The organism is Yoonia sp. SDW83-1, assembly GCF_046762885.1.
Taxonomy (GTDB): Bacteria; Pseudomonadota; Alphaproteobacteria; order Rhodobacterales; family Rhodobacteraceae; genus Yoonia.
The window spans coordinates 154,049-177,266 of the sequence record NZ_JBKQXO010000004.1 but is presented as its reverse complement, the minus strand read 5'-3'; the positions used below and the strand labels follow the sequence as shown (position 1 = coordinate 177,266).

General features: G+C 59.9%; 24 protein-coding genes. 14 read left to right on the top strand and 10 right to left on the bottom strand.

Annotated features, from left to right (window positions below):
- Nucleotide 1 precedes the first annotated feature (1 nt).
- The 3 genes from ACFWW4_RS06860 to pcaD all read left to right on the top strand — a co-directional run bounded on the left by ACFWW4_RS06860 (nucleotide 2) and on the right by pcaD (nucleotide 3,113).
- Nucleotides 2-961 (top strand): threonine/serine dehydratase, encoded by a 960-nt coding sequence (locus ACFWW4_RS06860; RefSeq protein ID WP_411890295.1) that lies wholly within the window; start codon nucleotides 2-4, stop codon nucleotides 959-961.
- Complete coding sequence (locus tag ACFWW4_RS06855; protein WP_411890158.1) at nucleotides 958-2,157, top strand: endonuclease/exonuclease/phosphatase family protein; 1,200 nt, start codon at nucleotides 958-960, stop codon at nucleotides 2,155-2,157. Before ACFWW4_RS06860 ends, ACFWW4_RS06855 begins: the two co-directional genes overlap by 4 nt.
- Before the next feature lie 158 nt (nucleotides 2,158-2,315).
- The gene (gene pcaD / locus ACFWW4_RS06850; protein WP_411890157.1) at nucleotides 2,316-3,113 is read left to right on the top strand and encodes a 3-oxoadipate enol-lactonase; all 798 of its coding nucleotides are present in this window, start codon (nucleotides 2,316-2,318) and stop codon (nucleotides 3,111-3,113) included.
- Here pcaD and ACFWW4_RS06845 read toward each other — a convergent pair.
- On the bottom strand, nucleotides 3,076-3,534 hold the full coding sequence (locus ACFWW4_RS06845) for a hypothetical protein (RefSeq protein ID WP_411890156.1): 459 nt from the start codon (nucleotides 3,532-3,534) through the stop codon (nucleotides 3,076-3,078). The two genes, pcaD and ACFWW4_RS06845, sit on opposite strands and share 38 nt — an antisense overlap.
- Complete coding sequence (locus ACFWW4_RS06840; RefSeq protein WP_411890155.1) at nucleotides 3,531-4,403, bottom strand: NAD-dependent epimerase/dehydratase family protein; 873 nt, start codon at nucleotides 4,401-4,403, stop codon at nucleotides 3,531-3,533. The genes ACFWW4_RS06845 and ACFWW4_RS06840 overlap by 4 nt, the downstream gene beginning before the upstream one ends.
- Nucleotides 4,404-4,495: 92 nt before the next feature.
- On the opposite strand from ACFWW4_RS06840, the gene ACFWW4_RS06835 reads away from it, so the two are divergent.
- The 3 genes from ACFWW4_RS06835 to ACFWW4_RS06825 all read left to right on the top strand — a co-directional run bounded on the left by ACFWW4_RS06835 (nucleotide 4,496) and on the right by ACFWW4_RS06825 (nucleotide 7,806).
- Entirely contained in the window at nucleotides 4,496-5,374 is an 879-nt protein-coding gene (locus ACFWW4_RS06835) for a LysR family transcriptional regulator (protein ID WP_411890154.1), read from the top strand.
- A gap of 60 nt (nucleotides 5,375-5,434) precedes the next feature.
- Nucleotides 5,435-6,652, top strand: coding sequence for a TCR/Tet family MFS transporter (locus ACFWW4_RS06830; protein ID WP_411890153.1), 1,218 nt, complete (start codon nucleotides 5,435-5,437; stop codon nucleotides 6,650-6,652).
- A 74-nt stretch (nucleotides 6,653-6,726) separates the two neighbouring features.
- Nucleotides 6,727-7,806: a Zn-dependent alcohol dehydrogenase gene (locus ACFWW4_RS06825; protein ID WP_411890152.1), complete on the top strand. Its 1,080-nt coding sequence runs from the start codon at nucleotides 6,727-6,729 to the stop codon at nucleotides 7,804-7,806.
- A gap of 132 nt (nucleotides 7,807-7,938) precedes the next feature.
- On the opposite strand, the gene ACFWW4_RS06820 is transcribed toward ACFWW4_RS06825, so the two are convergent.
- A complete protein-coding gene (locus tag ACFWW4_RS06820) occupies nucleotides 7,939-8,379 on the bottom strand; it encodes a GNAT family N-acetyltransferase (RefSeq protein WP_411890151.1) in 441 nt (146 codons plus the stop codon).
- Nucleotides 8,380-8,406: 27 nt separating this feature from the next.
- Between ACFWW4_RS06820 and ACFWW4_RS06815 the strand changes: the two genes are divergently transcribed.
- From ACFWW4_RS06815 to ACFWW4_RS06780, 8 genes are all read left to right on the top strand, one after another.
- Complete coding sequence (locus ACFWW4_RS06815; RefSeq protein ID WP_411890150.1) at nucleotides 8,407-9,639, top strand: mandelate racemase/muconate lactonizing enzyme family protein; 1,233 nt, start codon at nucleotides 8,407-8,409, stop codon at nucleotides 9,637-9,639.
- A 329-nt stretch (nucleotides 9,640-9,968) separates the two neighbouring features.
- Nucleotides 9,969-10,529 carry a biliverdin-producing heme oxygenase gene (locus ACFWW4_RS06810; protein WP_411890149.1) on the top strand — a complete coding sequence of 187 codons (561 nt, stop codon included), beginning with the start codon at nucleotides 9,969-9,971 and terminating at the stop codon, nucleotides 10,527-10,529.
- Nucleotides 10,526-13,105 (top strand): HWE histidine kinase domain-containing protein, encoded by a 2,580-nt coding sequence (locus ACFWW4_RS06805; RefSeq protein ID WP_411890148.1) that lies wholly within the window; start codon nucleotides 10,526-10,528, stop codon nucleotides 13,103-13,105. The genes ACFWW4_RS06810 and ACFWW4_RS06805 overlap by 4 nt, the downstream gene beginning before the upstream one ends.
- Before the next feature lie 217 nt (nucleotides 13,106-13,322).
- Entirely contained in the window at nucleotides 13,323-13,922 is a 600-nt protein-coding gene (locus tag ACFWW4_RS06800; protein ID WP_411890147.1) for a TetR/AcrR family transcriptional regulator, read from the top strand.
- A 101-nt stretch (nucleotides 13,923-14,023) separates the two neighbouring features.
- Complete coding sequence (locus ACFWW4_RS06795) at nucleotides 14,024-14,704, top strand: PspA/IM30 family protein (protein WP_411890146.1); 681 nt, start codon at nucleotides 14,024-14,026, stop codon at nucleotides 14,702-14,704.
- A 41-nt stretch (nucleotides 14,705-14,745) separates the two neighbouring features.
- Complete coding sequence (locus ACFWW4_RS06790) at nucleotides 14,746-15,027, top strand: hypothetical protein (protein ID WP_393930584.1); 282 nt, start codon at nucleotides 14,746-14,748, stop codon at nucleotides 15,025-15,027.
- An 88-nt stretch (nucleotides 15,028-15,115) separates the two neighbouring features.
- On the top strand, nucleotides 15,116-15,757 hold the full coding sequence (locus tag ACFWW4_RS06785) for a lysophospholipid acyltransferase family protein (RefSeq protein ID WP_411890145.1): 642 nt from the start codon (nucleotides 15,116-15,118) through the stop codon (nucleotides 15,755-15,757).
- Nucleotides 15,754-16,695 (top strand): phosphatidate cytidylyltransferase, encoded by a 942-nt coding sequence (locus ACFWW4_RS06780; RefSeq protein ID WP_411890144.1) that lies wholly within the window; start codon nucleotides 15,754-15,756, stop codon nucleotides 16,693-16,695. The genes ACFWW4_RS06785 and ACFWW4_RS06780 overlap by 4 nt, the downstream gene beginning before the upstream one ends.
- Here ACFWW4_RS06780 and ACFWW4_RS06775 read toward each other — a convergent pair.
- The 7 genes from ACFWW4_RS06775 to ACFWW4_RS06745 are packed head-to-tail and all read right to left on the bottom strand — an operon-like array spanning nucleotide 16,686 to nucleotide 23,185.
- On the bottom strand, nucleotides 16,686-17,444 hold the full coding sequence (locus tag ACFWW4_RS06775; RefSeq protein WP_411890143.1) for a glycosyltransferase family 2 protein: 759 nt from the start codon (nucleotides 17,442-17,444) through the stop codon (nucleotides 16,686-16,688). The two genes, ACFWW4_RS06780 and ACFWW4_RS06775, sit on opposite strands and share 10 nt — an antisense overlap.
- Entirely contained in the window at nucleotides 17,441-18,340 is a 900-nt protein-coding gene (locus ACFWW4_RS06770) for a glycosyltransferase family 2 protein (protein WP_411890142.1), read from the bottom strand. Before ACFWW4_RS06770 ends, ACFWW4_RS06775 begins: the two co-directional genes overlap by 4 nt.
- Nucleotides 18,337-18,879, bottom strand: coding sequence for an acetyltransferase (locus ACFWW4_RS06765; protein ID WP_411890141.1), 543 nt, complete (start codon nucleotides 18,877-18,879; stop codon nucleotides 18,337-18,339). Before ACFWW4_RS06765 ends, ACFWW4_RS06770 begins: the two co-directional genes overlap by 4 nt.
- Nucleotides 18,876-20,012: a glycosyltransferase gene (locus tag ACFWW4_RS06760; RefSeq protein ID WP_411890140.1), complete on the bottom strand. Its 1,137-nt coding sequence runs from the start codon at nucleotides 20,010-20,012 to the stop codon at nucleotides 18,876-18,878. Before ACFWW4_RS06760 ends, ACFWW4_RS06765 begins: the two co-directional genes overlap by 4 nt.
- Nucleotides 20,009-20,596: an acyltransferase gene (locus ACFWW4_RS06755; RefSeq protein ID WP_411890139.1), complete on the bottom strand. Its 588-nt coding sequence runs from the start codon at nucleotides 20,594-20,596 to the stop codon at nucleotides 20,009-20,011. The genes ACFWW4_RS06760 and ACFWW4_RS06755 overlap by 4 nt, the downstream gene beginning before the upstream one ends.
- A complete protein-coding gene (locus ACFWW4_RS06750; RefSeq protein ID WP_411890138.1) occupies nucleotides 20,586-21,932 on the bottom strand; it encodes an oligosaccharide repeat unit polymerase in 1,347 nt (448 codons plus the stop codon). The genes ACFWW4_RS06755 and ACFWW4_RS06750 overlap by 11 nt, the downstream gene beginning before the upstream one ends.
- Complete coding sequence (locus ACFWW4_RS06745; RefSeq protein WP_411890137.1) at nucleotides 21,929-23,185, bottom strand: hypothetical protein; 1,257 nt, start codon at nucleotides 23,183-23,185, stop codon at nucleotides 21,929-21,931. Before ACFWW4_RS06745 ends, ACFWW4_RS06750 begins: the two co-directional genes overlap by 4 nt.
- Nucleotides 23,186-23,218 lie beyond the last annotated feature (33 nt).

Sequence of the window (23,218 nt, the reverse complement as noted above, 5' to 3'; positions counted from 1 at the left end):
AATGATTCGCGCCGCGGCAAAGCGGCTGGAGCGGCATGCGCGGCGCACACCGATCCTGACATCGCCCTTTCTGGACGAGATCGCGGGGCGGCGGGTGTTCGTGAAGCCGGAGTGTTTGCAGCACACAGGATCGTTCAAGTTTCGCGGCGGCTGGTCGGCGATTTCCGCGCTGACTGACAATGCTCTGAAAACCGGGGTGATTGCGTTTTCCAGCGGGAACCATGCGCAGGGGGTGGCCCTTGCGGCCCGCGAACATGATGCGCCTGCGGTGATCGTGATGCCGTCGGATGCACCTGCGATCAAGATTGCCAATACGCGGGCTTTGGGGGCAGAGGTGGTGCTGTATGACCGCGCGACCGAAGATCGTGACGCGATTGGCGCGCGGCTGGCCCAGGAACGCGGGCTGACACTGGTGAAACCGTTTGACGAACCCCAGGTGATCGCCGGGCAAGGCACCTGCGGGCTGGAGATTGCTGAGGACATGAACGCCCTTGGCATCACCGACGCCGATGTCGCCGTCTGTTGCGGTGGTGGCGGGCTGACATCGGGCATCGCATTGGCACTGGCGGCGGATGCGCCGGGGCTGCGGGTTCGCCCGGTGGAACCGGAAGGGTTTGACGATGTGACCCGGTCGCTGGTCAGCGGCAAGATCGAGCGGAATGCGCGCACTTCTGGTTCGCTTTGCGACGCCATCATCACGCCGCAGCCGGGTGAGATCACCTTTCCCATCATGCAGGCCCATTGTGGGCCGGGCGTGGTGGTGACCGAGGCGGAATGCCTGCGCGCCGTTGGCCTTGCCTTTGAGCGGCTCAAGATCGTAGTCGAACCCGGTGGTGCGGCCGCACTGGCGGCCGCCCTGTTCCACCCGGACGCATTTGAAGGCGATGCGATCATTGCCGTTGCCACGGGCGGCAATGTTGACCCGGATGTCTTTGCCAAAGCTTTGGAGACCCTGAATTGACCCGTTTCACCATCGCCAGTTTCAACGTCAAAAACCTGATCGAGGCGGATCAGGAGTATTACAGGTTCGAGGAATACACCCCCGAGGAATATGCCTGGAAACGTGCATGGATGGCCGACCAGCTGCTGACCATGAACGCAGATATTGTGTGTTTTCAGGAGATTTTCAGCGAAGACGCCCTGCGCGATGTGGTCATCGAGACCGATGAACTTGGGCTGGCCGCGAATGAGGCGAACATCCCCGACCGGTCCAAAGGCTATGCCCGCAAGGCGATTTTCCGCAAGCTGGCCTATGAACCCTATACCGAGGCGGCACTGGCCTTTGCCCCGAACCTGTTTGACGGGGAACCGGGCCAGCGGCGGCCCGGTGTCGCGATCCTGTCGCGGTTCGGGTTCGAAGGTTTGCCGGAGGTTATACAGGAACTTCCCAGACCGCTCGCCATCCCGTTCACCGATCTGGATGGGGATGAAGGCGGGCATTACCGGATCAAACGCCTCAGCCGACCGGTGCTGAAGGTGCGCATCAAGCTGGGTGAGACGGTGGTGACCGTCTTTAACTGCCACCTGAAATCAAAGCTGGGCGAACTACCCCGGCCGGAAGGTGCGCCCTTTCCGCCCGCCGCCGATCTGGTGAATTATGATCCGGCCACCCGGGCCATGGGATCACTCCGGTCCGGCCTGCGCCGCATGGCCGAGGCCTGGGTGCTGCGCAACGCCATTCTGGATGAGCTGAAGGCGGGCAATCCGGTCATGGTACTGGGTGATTTCAACGATAGCGAACATGCGGTCAGTTCCGAGATCATCACCGGTGAGGCCCCGTTTCGCAATTACGCCTGGATGCGCCGCCACGATGCCGAAACCCGGCGGGACCGGTACACGGATGAGGAAAACGAGATCATTCAGGAAAATATCGGGGCCGTGCGCCTCTATTCAGCCGAGAAGCTGTTTGTGCGCAAATCGCTGCGAGACATGGTCTATACATCCGCCTTTGGCGGGGTGTTCGAAAGCATCGACCAGATCCTGATGTCGCGCCATTTTCACCCTGATTTTGCAGGCAAACTGGGCGAGATGGAGTATTTCAGCGTCTTCAATGATCACCTGACCGACGGGTCCCATCCAGAGGCCCCTTATAACAAGCTCGCCTCGGACCACGGGCAGATCATGGCGCATATGCTGATTGGTGACCCGGATGACTAACCTGTCCAAAAGTACAGGTTGCCCGGAATCACATATTCCATGTTTCTGTTATGTGGGAGGGTTGTTTGTGATCGCCATGCGCTGGTCACGACAACAAGTGAAAGCCGCGCCGGGAAGGGACACCCATGCGCGGCTTGAGCTTTTCTGAGGCGGATTTCATGAAAATTGATCGGCAGGGTGTGGCGCTGAACGTGCGGGTTGACGGGCCGGATGATGGCCCGGTGATCATGTTTGCCAATTCGCTCGGCTCTCACCTGCATCTATGGGATCAGGTGGTGGCGTTGCTGCCGGATGGGCTGCGCGTGGTGCGTTATGACATGCGTGGCCATGGCGGATCGGACGCGCCGGAGGGTCCTTACACGATGGGCCAGTTGGTCAGCGATGCCGAAGCGGTTTGTGATGCGCTGGACGTCCGCGATTGCCTGTTTGTCGGGCTGTCGGTCGGTGGCATGGTGGCGCAGGGTCTGGCCGTCAAACGCCCTGACATCATCCGCGCCATGGTCCTGTCCAACACCGCAGCCAAGATTGGAAACGGCACGTTCTGGCAGGATCGCATCGCCAATATTGAGCGGGTGGGTTTGGACGGTATCGCCGATGAGGTGATGACACGCTGGTTTGGCCGCGATTTCCTTGCCACCCCGGCGGTAGCACAATGGCGCGCGATGCTGACGCAGACCCCGCAGAATGGATATATCGGCGTTTGCGCGGCGATTGCAGGCACCGATTTCTATACGCCGACAAGTGGTCTGCGTCTGCCCACGCTGGGCATTGCCGGATCAGAGGACGCCACCACCCCGCCTGATCTGGTGCGCGAAACGGTCGATCTGATCCCCGGATCGCAATTTGCGCTGATGCGGCGTGCCGGGCATTTGCCCTGTGTCGAGGACCCGCAGGAATATGCCGCCCTTCTGCATCAATTCATGGCTGAGACTGGACACCTGGCCCCTGATCCTTGATCCCCAGCCTTGCGCGAAGCTCCTCTTTGGGCACATGGGAATTGGCCTGCACGTCCCGGCTGACCGTATCGATAAAACGATCAAAAGGGGCCAGAAAGCGTTCGTCGATCTGCACCCGCGCGGCCGCATCCCGCATCAGGTTCACCCACCTGGCCCGTTGCGCGTCGGTAATATGCATGCTGACATGTTTCCAAATCACGAACCGCAAACTGCCCCGTTCGGTCAGGTATTCCTGCGGGCCGCCAAAGATCACCGAAAACCAGCCAGCAAGATATTTCGCGTGATCAGCATCGCCATTGGTGAACAACGGCGACAGGAGCGGGTCGACAACGGCCCTTTCATTAAATTCCGTGGTCATTGCAGTGATGCGATCCGCGCCACCGGCCACATCATAAAGTGTCATGGGTCGATGTATGGTCATTTGATGGCACCTTCGGCCAGCGATCTGATCGCCTCGCGCAGGGCGTCTGCATTGGCAAGTGGCGTCCAGCCGAAAGCGTCGCGCGCCACGTCACCCGAGAAATGCTGGCTCATGCCGAATGCCGCGGCGAACATGCCGTAGGACTGTCGCGCCTCTTCATCCGTGGCCGCGCGAACGGGCAGGTCCAGGGCGACACCGATCTCTTGCGCGAAATCGGCCATCGCAATTGATCGGTCGGCGGCAAAGATCGGCCCGCTTGCGGCGTCTGCCGTGGCAACGGCCGCAACAAGCAACCTGCCGAAATCATCGACATGGACGGTTGACCAGATCTGGCTGCCATCACCGGCATATAGCACTGCTCCGCTTGCGCGCGCGGTGCCGACCATGGCCTGCGGGATCACCGCACCGGGGCCGCCATAGAGCAGCGACCCGAACACGACATGGGTGTGGACCCGCCCGTTCCCGGCATCAAGGATCGCCTGATCCAATGCGGCGCGCCCCGCCAGCGGGGGCGGTGGATTCAGCGTCGTTGGGTTGGCCGGGTCATGCGTGGTGGGACCAAAAACAATCGTACCGCCATGGGCTACGAAGCGGCTGCCATCGGGCAACCCTTCGATCATGGCCAGGGCGGCGGCTTGGCTGACCGGCCAGAAATCAGGATTATCGCTGGCCGCCGCATGAATGACCGCATCAACACCTGACGCCGCCTTGCGCAGGCCATCAAGGTCGGTCAGGTCCACGGCGACGTCATGATCGCCCAAGGCACTGCCCGGTCGCTTGACCACAATAGGCATGTGGCCCGCGTCGACCAACGCCTTGCGGGCCGCTGACCCGATGAAACCTGTCGATCCTGTGATAAGCACACGCATATCAATTCTCCTGTTTGCTGGCCTCAAGATAGCGGTCACGCAAATCGGATAAAGACTTGCTATTTCGGAATAATAATCCCAAAAATGGGATAATGTACCGCAACACCAACCACCTTGTCACGCTGGCTGCCGTTGCAAAAGCAGGTAGTTTTGCCGGGGCGGCCCGGCGTCTGGGCATGCCCACATCGACGGTAACCAACCACATCGCAGCGCTTGAGGCCGATGTCGGGCTTGACCTGATCCAGCGCACCACCCGCAGCATCCGGCTGACCGATCAGGGCCATCTGCTGGCGCAAGAGGCGCAGGAGATGGTGGATGTCCTGCAAGCTTCGCGCGCACGGATCGTCGCGCAAAAGGACCGACCGGCAGGCAAGTTGCGCATCTCTGTGCCGTTTACCTTCGCCTCCGACCTTCTGGCACCGGTGCTGGTCGCGTTCTCGGCGACCTATCCCGACGTTCAGCTTGAAGTCGTAGCCGACAACGCCTTTGTCGATCTGATCGCTGGCGGTTTCGATCTGGCGGTCCGCATCGGCCAGATGGAGGATTCGAGCCTGACCCAGCGCAAACTGGGGGATGCACGGCAGGCACTTGTTGCTGCAAAATCTTATCTTGATCGGGCTGGTCGTCCGGTTTCGGTCGATGACCTTGATAAGCACAAGATCATCGCACTGCGCCCCGATATGCCATTGGTTCTTGCTGGCAAGGGTGGCAGTGTCGCGGTCGCGCTGAAAACGCAGGTGTCGGTCAACGACCCGCGCACAATTGCTGCGATGGCTTTGCATGGCGGGGGTATCGCAGCACTGCCGCTTTTTCTGGTGGACCATGTCCTGAAAGACGCCCGGCTGGAGGTGGTATTGCCGGAACAACCGCCGCGCCCGATCAATATCTCGCTGGTCTACTACGGACATGCGGCGCAAAATCCGCTGACCCGGCTCTTCGTTGACTTCGTCGCCGACAATATCTCGTTCTAGGTGAAAGGCCCGCCAAAACGGGGACTTGCAAAGTGAACCAAGCGGTTTAACCCTGTGCGAATGCAAAATCGCCTGCCTGTCATCTTTATCCTGATTACCGTTGTCATCGACAGCATGGGGATCGGGCTGATCATGCCGGTGATGCCCGACCTTATTCAGGAGGTCGAAGGTCAGGGCATTGGTGCCGCTGCTGTCTGGGGCGGTATCCTCGCCACGATCTTTGCCGCGATGCAGTTCCTGTTCGGTCCAACGGTCGGCAATCTGTCGGACCGGTACGGGCGGCGGCCCGTGCTGATCATCTCGCTGGTGATCATGGCGTTCGATTATGTGCTGATGGCGCTGGCCCATACAATCTGGCTTTTGATCATTGGCCGGATCATCGGCGGGATCACCGCGGCGACGCAATCAACATCAGCGGCGTATATGGCCGATATCTCAAAACCAGAGGAAAAGGCCGCCAATTTCGGCCTGATCGGGGCGGCGTTTGGCGTGGGCTTTGTGCTGGGGCCGCTTTTGGGGGGTGTGCTGGCAGAGTTCGGCACGCGCGCGCCCTTCTGGGCGGCGGCGGCATTGGCTGCGGCGAACGCCATTTTTGGGTATTACGTATTGCCAGAGACGGTGACCGACCGCATTCGTCGTCCGCTTGAGTGGCGGCGCGCCAATCCGCTTGGCGCGTTCAAGAATATCGGTGCTCTGCCCGGCCTGAAGCGGCTGATGCTGATCACCTTTGTCTATACTGTGGCGTTTTTCGTTTATCCCGGCGTCTGGGCCTATTTCGGGGCCGAGCGGTTCGGTTGGGGGCCGGGGATGATCGGCCTGTCGCTGGCCGTCTTCGGGATCGGGATTGCGATTGTGCAGGGTTTGCTGATCAAGCCGATCCTGAACCGGATTAGTGAACGGAATGCGGTGATTGCCGGCCTGTCGATTGATGTGGCGGCCTTTGTGCTGCTGGGGTTTGTCACGCAAGGCTGGATCGCCCTGGCATTGACCCCCTTGACCGCATTGGGTTCCATCGCGGGGCCCGCCTTGCAGGGGATCATGTCGCGTACTGCAGCCGACGATCAGCAAGGCGAATTGCAGGGCACGGTCACCTCGATCAACGCGGTGGCCACAATTGTGGCACCGCTATTGGTGACCCAGACCTTCTGGTATTTCACCGCCGCTGCCGGACCTTTCTATCTGCCCGGCGCGCCGTTTCTGTTGTCGGCCGTGCTGACCATCGGATGTATCGTTGTTTTCGTCCAGACACCCCGCCCAAAGCGGGCGCGCGCCATGTAACGTCGCGATCAGACTTGCGCATGGCAATATCCGGTGGGACATGTGCTGCAACAGGATTTTTGCAGGACAACGCCATGCCCCAGATCAAAGCCGCCATTTGCCGTGAATTCGGCCAGCCCTTGACGATCGAGACAGTCACCCTCGCCGCGCCCAAGATGGGCGAGATTGAGGTGACGTTGAAAGCCTGTGCAATCTGCCATTCCGATATTTCCTATATGGACGGGGCCTGGGGCGGGACACTGCCTGCGGTCTACGGGCACGAGGCGGCAGGGGTGGTCAGCGCCGTGGGCGAGGGCGTGCGTGGCATCACGATGGGTGACCCGGTGGTGGTAACGCTGATCCGCGCCTGTGGCACCTGCCCGTCCTGCGCCGGCGGCAAGCCTGTCGCCTGCGAGACGGGTTTCGAGGGCAGCCCGCTGTCAGATGCTGATGGCGCCCCACTGCATCAGGCGATGTATACCGGCGGCTTTGCCGAGCGGGTTGTTGTGGATCAAAGCCAAGTGGTGAAACTGTCGGACGTGATTTCGATGGAGTCAGCGTCTTTGCTGGCCTGTGGTGTCATCACCGGGGTTGGCGCTGTGGTGAACGCCGCAGGGCTTCGGGCCGGACAGGATGTGGTTGTGATCGGCGCCGGTGGCGTTGGCCTCAACGCCATTCAGGGCGCCAGGATTGCCGGGGCGCGGCGGATCGTGGCGGTGGATATGTCGGAAGAGAAACTGGCCATTGCACGCGAATTCGGCGCGACAGACGGTGTGCTGGCCACCGAGGAGAAACCTTGGCGGGCCGCGAAAAAGGCGATGGGACGCGGGGCCGATGCGGTGTTCGTGACCGTTGGCGCGATCCCTGCCTATGACCGCGCACCGCAATATCTGGCCAATGGCGGCCGGGTCATCATGGTGGGCATGCCGCATTCAGGGGCGATGTCGACTTACGAGCCGGTGATGCTGGCCGCGACCGGACAGGGCATGGTTGGGTCCAAGATGGGCGACGTAGTCATCGCGCGGGATATCCCGTGGATGGTGGATCTTTATGAGCAAGGGCGGCTGAAGCTCGACGAGCTGATTTCGGGCCGTTGGTCACTGGAACAGATCAACGAGGCGATTGCCGATACAAGGACAGGATCGGCCAAGCGGAATGTGATTGTGTTCGGGTAGCCGGAACGCAAGGGCGGCGGCGTGAGGTCCCAGATCAAGTCCGGGACGCGTGGCTTGACGAGGCCGGGCATCGCGCTCCGTCCGCGACTGCACGCATCAGAGGCGGCACCGTAAGATGGATCTTGATCCATCCTACCCGTCCATCGCCCCGTCCCAATCGTACACAACAATGCCGCCGGTTTCGCGCGCGGCCAGTGACCGGTAAAGCGCCCGGGCGGCCGCATTATCAGTCTCCGTAGCCAGCCAGATCCCATCGCACCCCCGGTCGCGCGCAACCTGCAACAGCCGGTCACAAAGCCGTTTGGCGATGCCTTGCCGCTGATATTCGTCTCGCACCCCGACCTCGGCGATGAAGAAGGCAGGCGGTTTGTCCGGATGCAGCAAAATCTGGCCTGTCGCCATCCCCACAACATCGGACCCGTCCAGAGCCAGCACGATCTCGTGCTGCGGGTCGGCCAGAAAGGCCTTTGTCTTGTCCGGCAGGATCGGATTGTCAAAAAGCCCGGTCCTGACCCCCAACAGCAGGTCCAGATCATCTGGACCCAGGTGGCGAAGCGTGATTGTGTCGCCCATAACATCCTCCTGCCCAAAGGTTCGCATATGAAACTCGCCGATCTTGATGTGATTGTCACGGCACCCCCGGCCCCGGGTTGGGGCGGGCGCTATTGGATCATTCCAAAGGTGACGACGGATACCGGTGTGGTGGGATATGGAGAGTGTTACGCATCATCCGTCGGGCCAGAAGCGATGAAAGCCGTCATCAGGGATGTGTTCGAACGCCACATGGCGGGCGAAAATCCTGAAGACATCGAGCTGATGTTTCGCCGGGTCTATTCCGCGGGCTTCACCCAGCGCCCAGACCTGACGGTGATCGGCGCCTGGTCGGGGCTGGAGATCGCATGCTGGGATATCTTGGGCAAGGACCGTGACCGCCCGGTCCATGCCCTGATCGGGGGCCGGATGAATGACCGCATCCGCGCCTATACCTATCTTTATCCCCGGCCGTCGCACCCCCTGCCCGCCTTCTGGGCCAGTCCCGATATGGCCGCCGAGGTCGCAGTCGATATGGTCGAAAAGGGCTATACGGCTGTCAAATTCGATCCGGCGGGCCCCTACACAATCTGCGGCGGGCATATGCCGTCGATGCATGATATCTCCCTGTCGGTGGCGTTCTGCAAGGCGATCCGTGAGGCGGTTGGCGACCGCGCCGATCTGCTTTTTGGCACGCATGGGCAGTTCAGCACCGCGGGGGCGATCCGCATGGGTCAGGCGTTGGAACCCTACAGCCCGCTTTGGTACGAAGAACCGATCCCGCCGGACAATGTGGCCGAGATGGCCAAGGTGGCCGCGGCGGTACGTATCCCCGTGGCCACCGGCGAGCGGCTGACGACCAAGGCGGAATTTGCCGAAATCCTGCGACAGGGCGCGGCCACGATCCTGCAGCCGGCGCTTGGGCGGGCTGGCGGTATCTGGGAAACCAAGAAAATCGCAGCACTGGCTGAAGTCCACAACGCGCAGATGGCCCCGCATCTTTATGCCGGGCCGGTGGAATGGGCGGCGAATGTGCAGCTGGCCGCGTCGATTCCGAATATCCTGATGGCCGAAACGATTGAGACGCCGTTTCATCACGACCTGATCAAGGGATCGATCACGGTCGAGGATGGCTATATCCCGGTGCCGACCGCACCGGGGCTGGGGATTGATTTCGATGAGGATCTGGCCCGCGCGCATCCCCATGAAGGAGACGGGCTGCATTTGCAGATGCAGGAAGAGCCGATCAGTTATTCCGAGGTGAACAGTTTTGCGGGTGGTGCGCCGGTGAAGATGGAGTAATGAAAGAGGACAAGTGCACACGTTGAGCGCGACGGGGTTAACGTCTGGTTTGAGCCCAGAGTTACAAATGCTGCAAACTATACCAATGTCCGCTCTGCTGAGTGCTTAAGTGCCGCCCTTAGTTAGGAATAACCTCAGCCAACATCGATGAGCGGAAATCCAGCCTTTTGGTATGGATATTGTGCCTGCGAATGGCCCAAGGGCTGTTAATGAACAAATGCAGTCAGTATGTATGTCATAGATTAATGACAAAGATGACGCGCTGTGAGACTTTCGTGCCAAATCACAACAATTGCCCAAATCGGTCTTCGCTTTTAGGGCGCAGGGCCATGATGGAAACGGATTTTCGACACGCGCTTCGGGAGCAAACACGCACGGATCATGATTTTTTGGATCGTATGATCTCGACGCTCGACATTGCGAGGCTGCGTGATTTCAGGGTGTTCTTGCAGATACACCACTCCTGTTTTTTGGTGATGCAGGCGCGATCATTGGGTCAGGGGCTTTCAACGGCAGCACTTTCTAACATGATCGACGGCCTTGCTGCGGATCTTGATGCTGTAACCGCTAACCCATACGCGATTGACCTACCGACGCCATCTGCGCTCGACCCCTTGTCTATCGACTATATGGTGGCGGGATCGAGGCTTGGTTCAAAAATCCTAAGCAAACGATGGGGCGCATCGACGGATCCGTGCGTCCAACGCGCTAATACTTATTTTGGGCAAGCAATCGATCCGAAACTTTGGCCCGAAACATGTCGCGCGCTTTCAGCTTTGCCACCTAGCAGCGCACGTGCTGATGCCATCGTAGAGGACACAAGAACACAATTCCAACTTTTCGCGGCGGCGTTCGCCAAGATAGTCACAGCTGAGGACGCGCTCGTATGACGGAAGAACAAAACTATATCACATCAGACGAAGCGGTTGACCTTACCAATTGTGACCGAGAACCAATCCATTTGCTGGGCGGTGTGCAGGGGTATGGGTGTCTGATTGCAACGTCTTCTGATTTCATGGTTAATCATGTCTCCGAAAATGTGCAGGATATCCTGCAGGTCTCGCCAGACGACGCTGTCGGTGGACGGCTGATTGACTTGCTGCCTGAGAAGACAGTTCACGATCTACGTACCAAACTGCAGTTACTGAACGTAGAGACCAGTTCGTCCCGGCTGTTTGGATACGACGCACTGGGCGACGGCAAGTTGTTCGACGTGTCGGTGCACATGTTGGATCAAACCTATGTCTTCGAATTTGAACCCAAGATTCACACCGAAAATCGCGACGAAATGAGCTTGGTCCAGCCTTTGATCGCGCGGGTAAGGCGCGCCAATGACATTAAGGCCGCTTGTGATCAGGCCGCGATGGCTGTTCAGGTCATGTCCGGTTTTGACCGTGTGATGGTCTACCAATTTGACGAAGACGGCACCGGTGAGGTCATCGCGGAAAAGCGTAAGTCGAGCATGGAGCCCTTTCTTGGGCTTCGCTATCCCGCCAGTGACATCCCGAAGCAAGCACGCGCCTTGTATTTGCGCAGCACGCTGCGACTTATTGCCGATGTCGACGGGATGGTATCGCCGATTACGCCGCCCACGAATGTGCAGGGCATCCCAATGGACCTGTCGTTGTCTGTCATGCGCGCCGTGTCGCCCATCCATCTGGAATATCTACGAAATATGGGTGTGGCAGCCTCTATGTCAGTCTCGATCATCAAAGATGGAAAGCTTTGGGGTTTGTTCGCCTGCCACCATGAAACGCCTCACCACGTCGATTTTGAGCGGCGCACTGCAATCGAGCTGTTCGCCCAGTTCTTCTCTTATGAGCTGGTTCAGAAGATCGACATAGCATCCCGCGTTCAGAGCAGCGAAGCGCGGCAGATGCATGACAATTTGATGATCCAACTCTCCGGCGGGACAAATCTTATTAATGGGTTTGAGATGATCGCGGACGAATTGCGTGGCCTCATCGCAAACGATGGTGTCGCGGTCTACTCTGATGGGCGCTATGCATCCGTTGGGAACGCACCTGACGAGGTGGAATTCAAGAAACTGGCACGATTCCTCAACACGGCTCCGACAGGTCAGGTATTTGCAACGCACAGGCTTGCGGCGCTGTACCCGGATGCTGCGGATTTTTCTGCTGATGTTGCGGGTGTCCTTGCGGTTCCGATTTCGCGCACGCCACGGGACTATATCGTGTTTTTCCGGCGTGAGGTCGCCAAATCGGTTAAATGGGCGGGTGACCCGAACAAACCGGTCGAAGTCGGCCCCAACGGGATACGTCTGACACCACGTAAAAGTTTTGATGCGTGGTCGGAAATGGTCAGGAACACGTCAGCGCGCTGGACCGATAGTGAGGTTCAAATAGGCGAGTCGTTGCGGGTGTCGCTGATCGAGATCGTGCTGAAACTGACTGATAACGCGAATGAAGCCCGCCAGAAAGCCGCTGACAAACAAGAACTTTTAATCGCAGAGCTTAACCACCGTGTCCGCAATATTCTCAATCTGATCCAAGGCTTGGTCTCTCAAAGCCGGGCGGGCGCGCAAGACGTCGCAACTTACACCAAAGTGCTGGACGGTCGCGTGCAGGCGCTGGCGCGCGCGCATGATCAACTCACACGGCATGAGTGGTCACCCAGTTCCTTAAGACAGCTGATTGACGTCGAAGTGAACGCCTTTCTGACGGACGCGAAGGATCGCGTGTCGATCACAGGGGACGCGCCTATGCTCAGGCCTGATGCGTTCTCAACGATGGCATTAGTGATCCACGAAATGGTGACAAACGCCGCCAAGTACGGCGCGCTGACGGACCGTTCTGGAAAAATTTCAATTGACCTTCGCATTCAGGATGACGGGGCGTTGCAGATCGAATGGCGCGAAATTGGTGGGCCACCGGTGCAGGCCCCATCCCGTCAGGGGTTTGGAACGACAATCATTGAAAAAACGATACCCTACGAACTCAAGGGGACAGTCAAAACGCGCTACCTGATGACCGGATTTGAAGCAGACATCATGATCCCATCCACCGCCATTTCTGATATCCAGGAGGTTGTTGCGGACGACAGCCTGAGTATCGTTGACAACAAAGAAAGCCGATCATTAAACCTGAGCGGCGACGTCCTGGTGGTTGAGGACAATATGGTGATCGCGCTGGATGCTTCTGATATTCTCAAAGACAATGGAGCGGACAGTGTTCACATGTCAGGCTCTGTCGCTGATGCGCTGGCTGTTCTTGAGGCCAACACAATCACATTCGCGCTGCTTGACGTAAATTTGGGTGACCAGACGTCTCTTCCAGTCGCGGAAGTTTTGGCGGATCGCAACATCCCCTTTGTGCTTGCGACTGGCTATGGTGACACCGAAAGTATAACGGCCAGCTATCCACCTGCGATCATCGCTAAAAAACCTTTCACTGCCGAAAGTCTTGTCGCAGCGATCAGTTCTGCTCTCTCAAGTCCAGATCATTAGAACCAGCTTTCGCCGACTGCCCTGGATCACGGTCTTCCGAAAAGTCGATGGGCAGCTTGCTCTGAACAGATCGACGCTCACCATCCGACTTCGAAAAACGGTCATTGGTTTCGCCGTAGCGAAGGTTCTTTTTGTCCCGCGAAAGCCGCCATCTACGCCACTCTTCCCATCTTGAAAATCCTCTCCTATAACTGAACTACGTTCAACTGAGGGTGACATGGCAGGTAAAGTGGCAGAGCGGCGCGCGGCGTTGCGTGAGAATTTGGTTTTGATTGCAGAGCGGACGATTGCGGACCACGGGCTGGGCGCCTTGCGCGCCCGCGATCTGGCGTCTGAGGCGGGATGTGCTGTTGGGGCCATCTACAATGTCTTTGGTGATCTGACCGATCTGGTTCTGACCGTGAACGCCCGAACCTTTCACCGCTTGGGCGCGGATGTCGCCGAAGCCCTGGCCGATGCCCCGCAGGACCCGGTGGAACAACTGGTGGTCATGGCGCAGGCCTATCATCGCTTTGCTGCGGAAAACCACCAAAGCTGGCGGGCGCTGTTTGATGTGGAACGCGCCCCGGGCGAAGCGGCGCCGGATTGGTATCTGGAAGAAATGGGGCGGCTCTTTACCTATATCTCTGACCCGCTGGCGGTGATTTTCCCGGATCGCGATTCTCAGGAACATGCGCTTTTGACCCGCGCGCTGTTCTCATCGGTGCATGGAATCGTGCTTTTGGGGCTGGATGAGGCCAGCGCTGGTGTGCCGTCTGATGATATAGACCGCATGATCGCCCTTGTTTTAAGGCAGTTGACGGCCTCTCGGAAATAATTTGAACATTGTTCAAGTTTTCTCTTGATCGGTAGATCACTAATTGCTATCTCTATTTCATGAACAGTGTTCACACACTGAAGCGAAACGGAGAGACACCAATGTTCAAGACACTCGCCACCCTGATCCATGGGCAGAATGCACGGGCCGAAGACCGCGTACGCGACGCCTTTGCGATTGAACTGATTGACCAGAAAATCCGCGAAAGCGAAAACAGCCTGCGCGCCGCCAAGGCCACACTTGCCAGCCTGATCCAGCGCCAGCGGTCAGAGCAAAAGCAGCACAGCGCGTTGAAATCGCGGATCACCGATCTGACGAAGCGCGCCAAGGAAGCGTTGGACAATGACCGCGAGGATATGGCTGCCGAGGCTGCCCGCGCCATTGCGTCGATGGAAAACGAACTGACCGTGCGGACCGAAACGCTGGACCGTCTGGACCAGAAGGTGATGCGCCTGCGGTCATCCATCGAAAGCGGCCACCGCCGGATCATCGATCTGAAACAGGGTGCTATTCAGGCCCGGGCCGTGCGCCGCGAACAGAATATCCAGATGCAGATGTCGCGCACTGGCGTCACATCGGGCAGCGTGGAAGAGGCCGAAGAGCTGATTTCCCGGGTGCTGGGCAAGGATGACCCGTTCGAGCGCAGCGAAATTCTGGCCGATATCAACCGCGACCTGAACAACGACACGCTGACCGATCGGATGGCCGATGCTGGCTTTGGCGCTGCAACCCGGTCCACTGCTGACGATGTTCTGGCCCGCCTGAAGGCCGGCAAGAAGTAACCCCACAAACCAAGACAATACGCATTAAAAGGAATAGAAAAATGGCTGTAACGAAATCCGACAACTCACTGATCATGTTCGTCAATGGCGCAGGTGTCGCCGTGGCTTACGGTATGCTCGGTATCTCTCTCTGGCTGTCGACGGAAGTGCCGCTGTCAACCAAGGGCTTTTGGGGCATGGCCGTTCTGATGCTGACGCTGGCTCTGGTCAACTTTGTCAAATACCGCTTCGACGACAAGATGTCCGAGGACCGCATCCAGCGGATCGAGGACGCCAAGAACGAAAAGCTGCTGTCGGACTATATTGGCGACGACAAAGCCTAAACAGGTCCCTCCCCCGAACCCTGCCCGTGATCGTCACGGGTGGGGTTCTCTCTTTTCAAACACCGCGCGCTTCGTCAAAGTTGATCCCATGAAGTATCTTCGCCAGTTTGCCGCCCGTATCGTTGGCCAGTCCATCCGCATCTTTGCCCGCGCGATCACGGCTGTCCGTGCAGACTGGCAGGGGATCGAACCGGTTCCGAAACAGCGGGTCTATTTTGCCAACCACACGAGTAACGGCGACATGCCCATGATCTGGGCTTGCCTGCCACCTGCCATGCGGCGGACCGTGCGGCCCGTGGCCGCGGCTGACTACTGGCTGAAAAACAAGATCCGCGCCTTTGTCGGCCCCGAAGTGTTTAACTGCGTGCTGGTCGACCGGCGGCCCGAGGTCAAGGACAAGCCGATGGACAAGATCATCGCCGCCCTTGACGAAGGATCATCCCTGATCATCTTTCCCGAGGGCAACCGCAATATGACCGACGATCTGTTGCTGCCCTTCAAGGCCGGCCTTTACAACATGGGCGTCGCACGGCCGCATGTCGATCTGGTGCCCACATGGGTGGCAAACCTGAACACGATCATGCCCAAGGGCGAGGTGATCCCCCTGCCCCTGATCTGCACCGTAACCTTCGGCGCGCCGATCCATGTGCAGGAAGGCGAAAGCAAGGATGAGTTCCTCAAACGCGCGTCCAACGCGCTCGCCGCCCTGGCACCGGAGGATCGGTCATGAATGAGACCACAAGTGATATCCTGCTGCTGGCGTTCGGAAGTTTTGGCATCCTGTTTGCCCTAACCTTTGTGGGTGAGGTCTTGCGGGCCCGCGAAGAGCCCGGGTTCAACAACCCCGTGCTGGATACCTACATGACCCGCGTGCAAAGCTGGTGGGGCATGGTCGCCTTTGTCGGAATTGCCCTGCTTTTGGGCCGTCACGGGGTGATGTTGCTGTTTGCCTTGACGTCCTTTGCAGCGCTACGCGAATTCCTGACCCTCACGACAAAGGCGCAGGCGGATCATATCTCGCTCGCGCTGGGGTTCTTTGTGGTGCTGCCGTTGCAATACATCTTTGTCGGCTTTGGCTGGGACGGGCTTTATACCGTTTTCATCCCGGTTTATGCGTTCTTGCTACTGCCCATCGTGTCGGCCTTGCGCGGCAACTCCGAACGGTTCTTGGCCCGCGTCGCCGAAACGCAATGGGGTCTGATGATTGCCGTCTTTTGCGTCAGCCATGTGCCTGCGTTGATGACGCTGGATGTTGACGGCTATCAGGATCGTGCGGTGCTGATGATCGCCTTTCTGGTCATGGTGGTGCAGTTGGGCGATTTGCTGGAGTATTTCTTTGGCCGCCGCATCGGCAAGACCCGCATTGCCCCCGGTCTGTCCCCCAAGACATGGGAAGGGGTCGCCTGCGGTGTGGTCAGCGCGATGCTGATTGGTGGGTTGCTGAACTGGATCACGCCTTTTGGCCTGCTCGGGGCCATGGCGATGGCTGGGGTCGCCTCACTGGTGGGCATGCTGGGCAGCCTTGTCTTTGCCGCGATCAAGCGCGAGCGCGGCGTCAAGGACTGGTCGCATCTGATCCCCGGTCAGGGCGGGTTTGTTGACCAACTGGACAGCGTGATCTTTGCCGCCCCGATCTTTTACCACTTCACCCGGTATTTCTATACCTGAGGCGGGCGCGCCCCGAATTGCGGCAGCTTGGACAGGTTCTTGGCCAGTAGTGTGCCCATGCCCCCGACCTTGTGCCGCCGGATCGCGCGATAATCCTCGCGGCTTTTGCGCAGCATCTGGGCGAATGATTTGTTGCTCGCCCCGCCGATCTGCATCCGCACCATGACATGGGGGATATAGCCCAGTCTGATCTGCCCGGTGGTCAGCCAGCGCAGCATCCCGTCATAATCGCCGGAAATCCGGTAGCTGGTATCGTAAAGCCCGGCCCGTTCGAAAACGGTGCGACGCAGGTAAAGCGTGGGGTGCGGTGGCATCCAGCCGCGCCTGAGCCGCGCCACCGCATATTCGCCCGCCTTCCAATAGCGGATCACCTGCCTGTGGTCGGCCCGGGCCACATATTCCAGATCACCATAGACCCCGTCGATATCCGAGTTTTTCATCGCCTCTGCCACGCGCGCCAGCACGTCGGGTGCGGCCAGATAATCATCGGCATGCAGCAGCCCGACCACGTCACCCGTGGCCCGCGAAATCCCTTTGTTGATTGCGTCATAGATCCCGGTGTCGGGGGTCGATAACAGCGCCATGTTCCGGTGTCCGTTGGCCCGCAAGTAGTCCAGCGTTCCGTCCGTCGAACCGCCGTCTTGCACCACATGTTCGATATCCAGGTGGGATTGGGATTTGAGGCTGTCCAGCGCACGCGGCAAGGCATCGCCCCCATTCATCACCGCTGTCACGACCGAGATTTTCATGCAGCCGCCTTTGCAGGGATGACCGGCGTTGGAGCGATGTCGATCCCCAGAACATCCCGGATTGCATCACGCGGTGCTGCCCCCGTATCAGCCATATGGCGGCGCACCTCACCCAGCTTGGCATCGACCAGATACCGGTACCAAAACCCTTGCAGCACATGAAAGGCCCGCGCCTGCGGCCCATCCAGCACACCAAGCCGCAAAAAATACCGGTAGGCGAAATAGGCCCCGGCCCGCGCCCCGCCCGGCAGCCGACCATAAAGATGATCCTTGATCCAGCGTTTTGCCCCCCGCTGCCGGGTTCCAGCGATCAATCCATATTCCCGGTTCAGGATATCCACCACTTCTCGGCTGGCGTAACCGTTATGCTTGGCAATCCACCAATCCAGCGGTTTGTGATTGTCGTCGACGATTTCGCCTTTCAACCGCGCAGTCGGTCCGTCAACGACGATATGTTCATCCATCCAGCGATCCTCGCACCGGCCTGCCCCGTTACGAAACAACCGCAGGATGGGCACGGGAAAGACACCACCATGGCGCACAGGCTGACCCATGAAGTGAATGCGCCGGTTCACATAAAGGCCTGTCACATCTGGCAGGCCGGTCGCGATCTGATCGGCCAGTTCGGGTGTCACATATTCATCCGCATCAAGCCGCAGCACCCAGCCCGGATCATCCGCGATCTGATCCAGCGCCCAGTTGAATTGGGCCGCATGCGTCGTCCAGGGATGCCGCAATACTTCGGCCCCTGCCCCATGCGCCAGCGTCACGGTGTCATCTGTTGACCCGCTATCCAGCACCAGCACCCGCTGCGCAAATCCACGCACCGAAGCGATAGCGCGGGTGATATGGCGCGCCTCGTCCCGGGTGAGGATGATGACGGTGATATCGGTCATGGTCGTTCCTTGATTTGCATCGGGTTGCCCAGCCCGGTTTGACCGGCTGGCAGGTCCTTCATCGCCACGGCCCGGGCGCCCAGCACAGCCCCTGCCCCGATCCGCACACCGGGACCGACAAAGGCATCGGCACAGACCCACGCATCTGCGCCTATGCTGATCGGGGAACGGACCAAGGCGCGTGCCGGGTCCGACAGTTCATGACTGCCTGCGCAAAGATGCGCGTTCTGGGACACGGTGGCGCGCGCGCCGATATGGATAAGCCCCAGTGCGTAAAGGATAGCCCGGTCACCCACCGCAGCCTGATCGTCGATGCGCAGATGCCAGGGCATCATGATCCGGACGGTGGGGTGGACATGGACACCCCTGCCGATCTGCGCGCCAAAGCACCGCAACAGCCAGACCCGCCAGGCCCAGAACGGTCTCGGGCTGAGCCGGAACAGCGGATGGCACAGGCCCCACAGGATGCGGGCGATCTGGGCGCGGTGGTCCCACTCCCGCCGCGCCCGGTTGGCGCTGACATCGACGCGCGCTGTCATGCCAGCACCGGGTCATGTGGATGGGCGGCAAGATCCCGATAAAGCTTAGCAAATGCGCTAACCATTGCATCTGTAGAGAAATCGCGGCGCATCCAATCGCGCCCGACCACCCCCATGCGGCGCAGGTCGGCGCATGCCATATCCATGATTTCCGCGGCCAGATCAGCACGATAAAGGTCAATGCATCGCCCGCAAACCTGATGATCCAGACCGTGCCAGGGCGTGCCCGTCGTGGTGAGAACAGGCAGCGCATGGGCCAGTGCTTCGGCCACGGCGATCCCGAAATTTTCGGAGTGGCTGGGCAAGACAAAGATATCGGCGGCCGCAAATGCGCCGGCCTTGGCCGCCCCTTCGACATGGCCATGCAAGGTGATGCGCCCGCCCGATTGCACAGCGCGTCTGTGCAACGTGGCGGTATAGTCGGGTGCGCCGGTGCCATAGACATCCAGCACCACATCTGTGGGCAGTTTCGCCATTGCGTCAAACAGCAGATCAAGCCCCTTCTTGGGGTGAAGCCGACCCAGATAAAGCAGCCGCAGGCGGGTGTCCGGCGGCATCGGGCGCAGGTTCAGCGCGGGGATATCCACCGCATTGGGGACAAGCGCGGTTGCGATCCCGGGCAGACGCGCAACGCTCTGCGCCGCCTCGGCGGTTGAGGTGACATGCAGCACCGTGTCGCGCGGGCGCAAGGCCTGCGCGGCCCGTTCGAACAGATGCTTGGCGCGTTTGCGCGGGGCGTCGGCCCAGTCTGCAGTGGCCTGGAGCGCACCGCGCGGGGACCAGACGACCGGGCGGCTCATGGCGCGGGCCAGTGCAAGGGTCGGCAAGGTCGGAAAACTGTAGGTGGCGGTCAGATGCACCACATCCGCCCAGGCGACAGCATCCGGCAGGCGCGCCAGCAGGCCTGGCGCAATCGCATGTCCGGCCCGTCTGCGGGCGTAATGCACCGGGTAGGGCAGATCGGCCGGACCGGTCCGATCACTCCGGTCGGGGCTCGCGGCATCGGTTGTCAGCACCCGCACTGACATACCAGGCAAACCCGCGACACCATCGCAAATCGCCTTGGTCGACCGGATCGGTCCACCCCATTTGACCGCCGGATAGAACGAGGGCACAACATGCAGGATCTTCATGCCGCCACCTCTGCCAAAAGTGGTTTTTGGCCGATGATCCGCGCCGGATTGCCCGCGACAATGGCGCCCGGCGGCACGTCATGGACTACAATGGCCCCCGCCCCGATCACGGCACCGCGCCCGATCCGGCGGCATTGCGGCATGATGATTGCGCGCATGCCGATCCAGGCATCGTCAGAAATAGTCTTGGGCATCATCTGCGGAGCCGCACGCGGATCAAGCCCGTGATCATGGGTATAGATCACCGCTCCTTCCGAAATCAGAACACCGCTGCCCAGCGTCAGCCCCCCGGTCGTGTCCAGATGCACATCTTTGTTGACCTGCACCCGGTCGCCAATGATCAGCGGTGCGTCCGCCACCTCGGCCGAGGCATTGCAGCCGCGCCAGAAATAGCATTCATCCCCGATACTGACGGTGCGGGGCTGGGCAAAACGCACCCCTGCCTGAAACCGCGACCCCGGCCCGACCGAGGCGAGCGTCGCCTGATGCAGCCGGGTCGCCGCCATCATGCCGACCCGGCGACAGATCGCACCGCAAATGCGCAATGCCCAATAAAGAGCTTTCAACAAGAGGTTAGGCAACATGAAGCAGGCTCCGGTTTCTGGTGTGGGACGGTATCCAAAGGCTGTAGCGGGCCACAAAGACCCAGATCATCACAGCCAGCAGCACAAACTGCGCCGCCGCCCCCACGATAAAGGCACTGAAAGATGATTGCAGGGTGGCCTGCACGAAGGGATAGAACAGGATCGGGTAAAGCAGGCAGGTCCCATGCCGGAACGTGCCACGGGCCGACAGCAAAAATACCTCGCCCTTGCGATAGACCCAGCCCAGTACGAACCCGATGCCAATACCAGCCCAGCCGAAATTGATAAACGCTTCGCCCGGGCCGGTGACGTTGAATGCGCCGCCGGTATGCACGCCCATAATGTCGCGCTTGAAAAACACGCCAAGGTCGATGGCAGGCTTGTCCGGCCAGATGCCGCGCGGCACCCAGCCGAATGACCACCAGGTATAGCTTTGGCCAAGCAGCAGATCGGGTGGCGTAACCCGGTCGGTGACCATGATGGCGGCATTGATGTCCAGAAAATAGGTTGAGCCGACAACCTGATCGGCGAGTGCCGCCCAAATCGGCCCGCCCCCCAGCCGCAATTGGGTCATATAGGCCGACACCCCGCCCAGCAGCATCAGGGCAAGCGCGCCGAACGCAAGAAGCCGCAGGTTCACCCGGCCAACCAGCATCATATGCACGACCAGCGCAAAGACCGTCAGTTCAACCAGTTCAAAACGGTCACCCGAGATCAGGGCGATCACGATCAGCAAAAGCCCCAACAACCCCGCCTGCACCATCACCCGGCGCTGCCGGGTGGCTATCGCACTGGCCAAAAGCAGGACAAAGGCGAATTTCGGGATGATGAAAAAGGTCTTGATCCCGGCCAGCGTCGCGCCGATTCCGTTGGCATCGACATTGATCTGCTTGGCGGTGTTCAGCGATGTCAGCAAGGCAAGGTCCAGCCCTGTCGCACCGCGTGCCCGCAGAATCACGATGATCGTCGCCAACGCGACACCCAGTGCCACAACAAACAGACTGCCCTTGCGTGTGATCCCGGCGGATACCAGCCGCGCCGCGACAATCATATCCGCCCGGCGGCTTGCCCGGCAGGCAACCCGGTAGCCCGCGCAGAGCAGCAGGATGAACAGCGCCAGATAGATGGCGCCCAATTGATCCCCCCACGGGTTTTCGACAAAGCGCCGATAGAACGCCAGTTCAGGTCTTGCCGCGTAAACCGTCACCTTGAGCAAAAAACCGAAAAAGCAGAAATAGGCCACCAGATGCATCGGCGATACCAGCCGCACCAGCCCATATCGTTGCCCCAACATGAAAGGGACTGCCGTGCAAAGAAGGGCCAGAAGGATGATCACGACAGCCTCCAACTTGCCGTGCGGGCGGTGATCAGGGCGAAAAAGGATGTGTCGATGCCCATGCGGCGCAGCACGATGACCCACAAGCCGACACTGCCCAGCGCCATGGCCATGGCATAGGCCGCCGCGTTTGTGACAGGGCTGAAGACTGGCATCAGCCCCACAAGCCCCAGATAGGCGATGATGCTGCCCAGCCGGGCGATAGCGGCGAAATGGGCCAGCCCGCATAAGGTCGCGACGGTAAAGGTCGCGGCAAATCCGACCTGGACCAATGCCCCTGCCAGCAGGATCAGGAATACCAGATCGCCCTCTGCCCCCCATACCCTCAAACCGGGGAGCTGCATGATCGCCAAACCAGCCAACGCCACCGCAGCTAAGATCAGCCCGGGGATCAGCGCGATACGGCTGCCACTGGCGCTGGCGTGCGCAAGGCAGGCCCGGTCGCCTTTGCCATGGGCCGCTGCGACGGGAACCGATGTGACCCATGTTGCCACGCTGACCGGCAAGACCACCAGATTGGTGATCCGGCGCAGCAACGCATAAAGCCCGGTCTGCCCGTCAGTCAGAAACGCGCCGCCGATGATGATATCGACCTGCGCCAGCGCCATACCCAGAACCGACGTGCCCCACAGGCCAAACGGCATACGCGCGGCACGGCCCGACGGATGGATAATCGTCGGCCATGCGGGCTGTCGCCAACACCAGATGGTGGCCAAACCTGCGACAACAGCCAGAACGACAGCGGTGATTTCAAGTATATTCATGTGGACCATTGCCAGTACCGCACCCACCCCAAGGGCCAGTTGCGGCCCCGCATCACGCAACGCCATCGACACATGGACCGAGCCAAGCGCGCGCATAATGGTGGCCAAACAACTGACCAAGTGAATGCCGAAAGCGGCCACAAAAATCGGCACCCATGGCAGCGTCGCAAACAGGGCAGGCAGCGCAATCAATCCGATCACCACCAGCACCACCGGATAGACGATCACGTGCTGCGCCAGCGCCCGGCCCGTCAACCGCCCACCATCGGACAAGGCCTGGAACAGCAAGAGCGGGGCACCAGCGGCGATGATGCTGGAGAACACCAGCGCCAGCCCCCAGATCACTGCCAGACGGCCAAAATCCGCAAGCCCAAGCAGCGCGGCCAGCCCCAGCATGACAGCGAAATTAACCGCAACGATACCGGCGCGCAGCAGCATCGCCGGGGCCGCGCTTCCTTTCGTCAATCCTTTGAAAACCGATGCGGTCATGACCCTCGAAACTCTGGATGGCGCGCTGTTAAC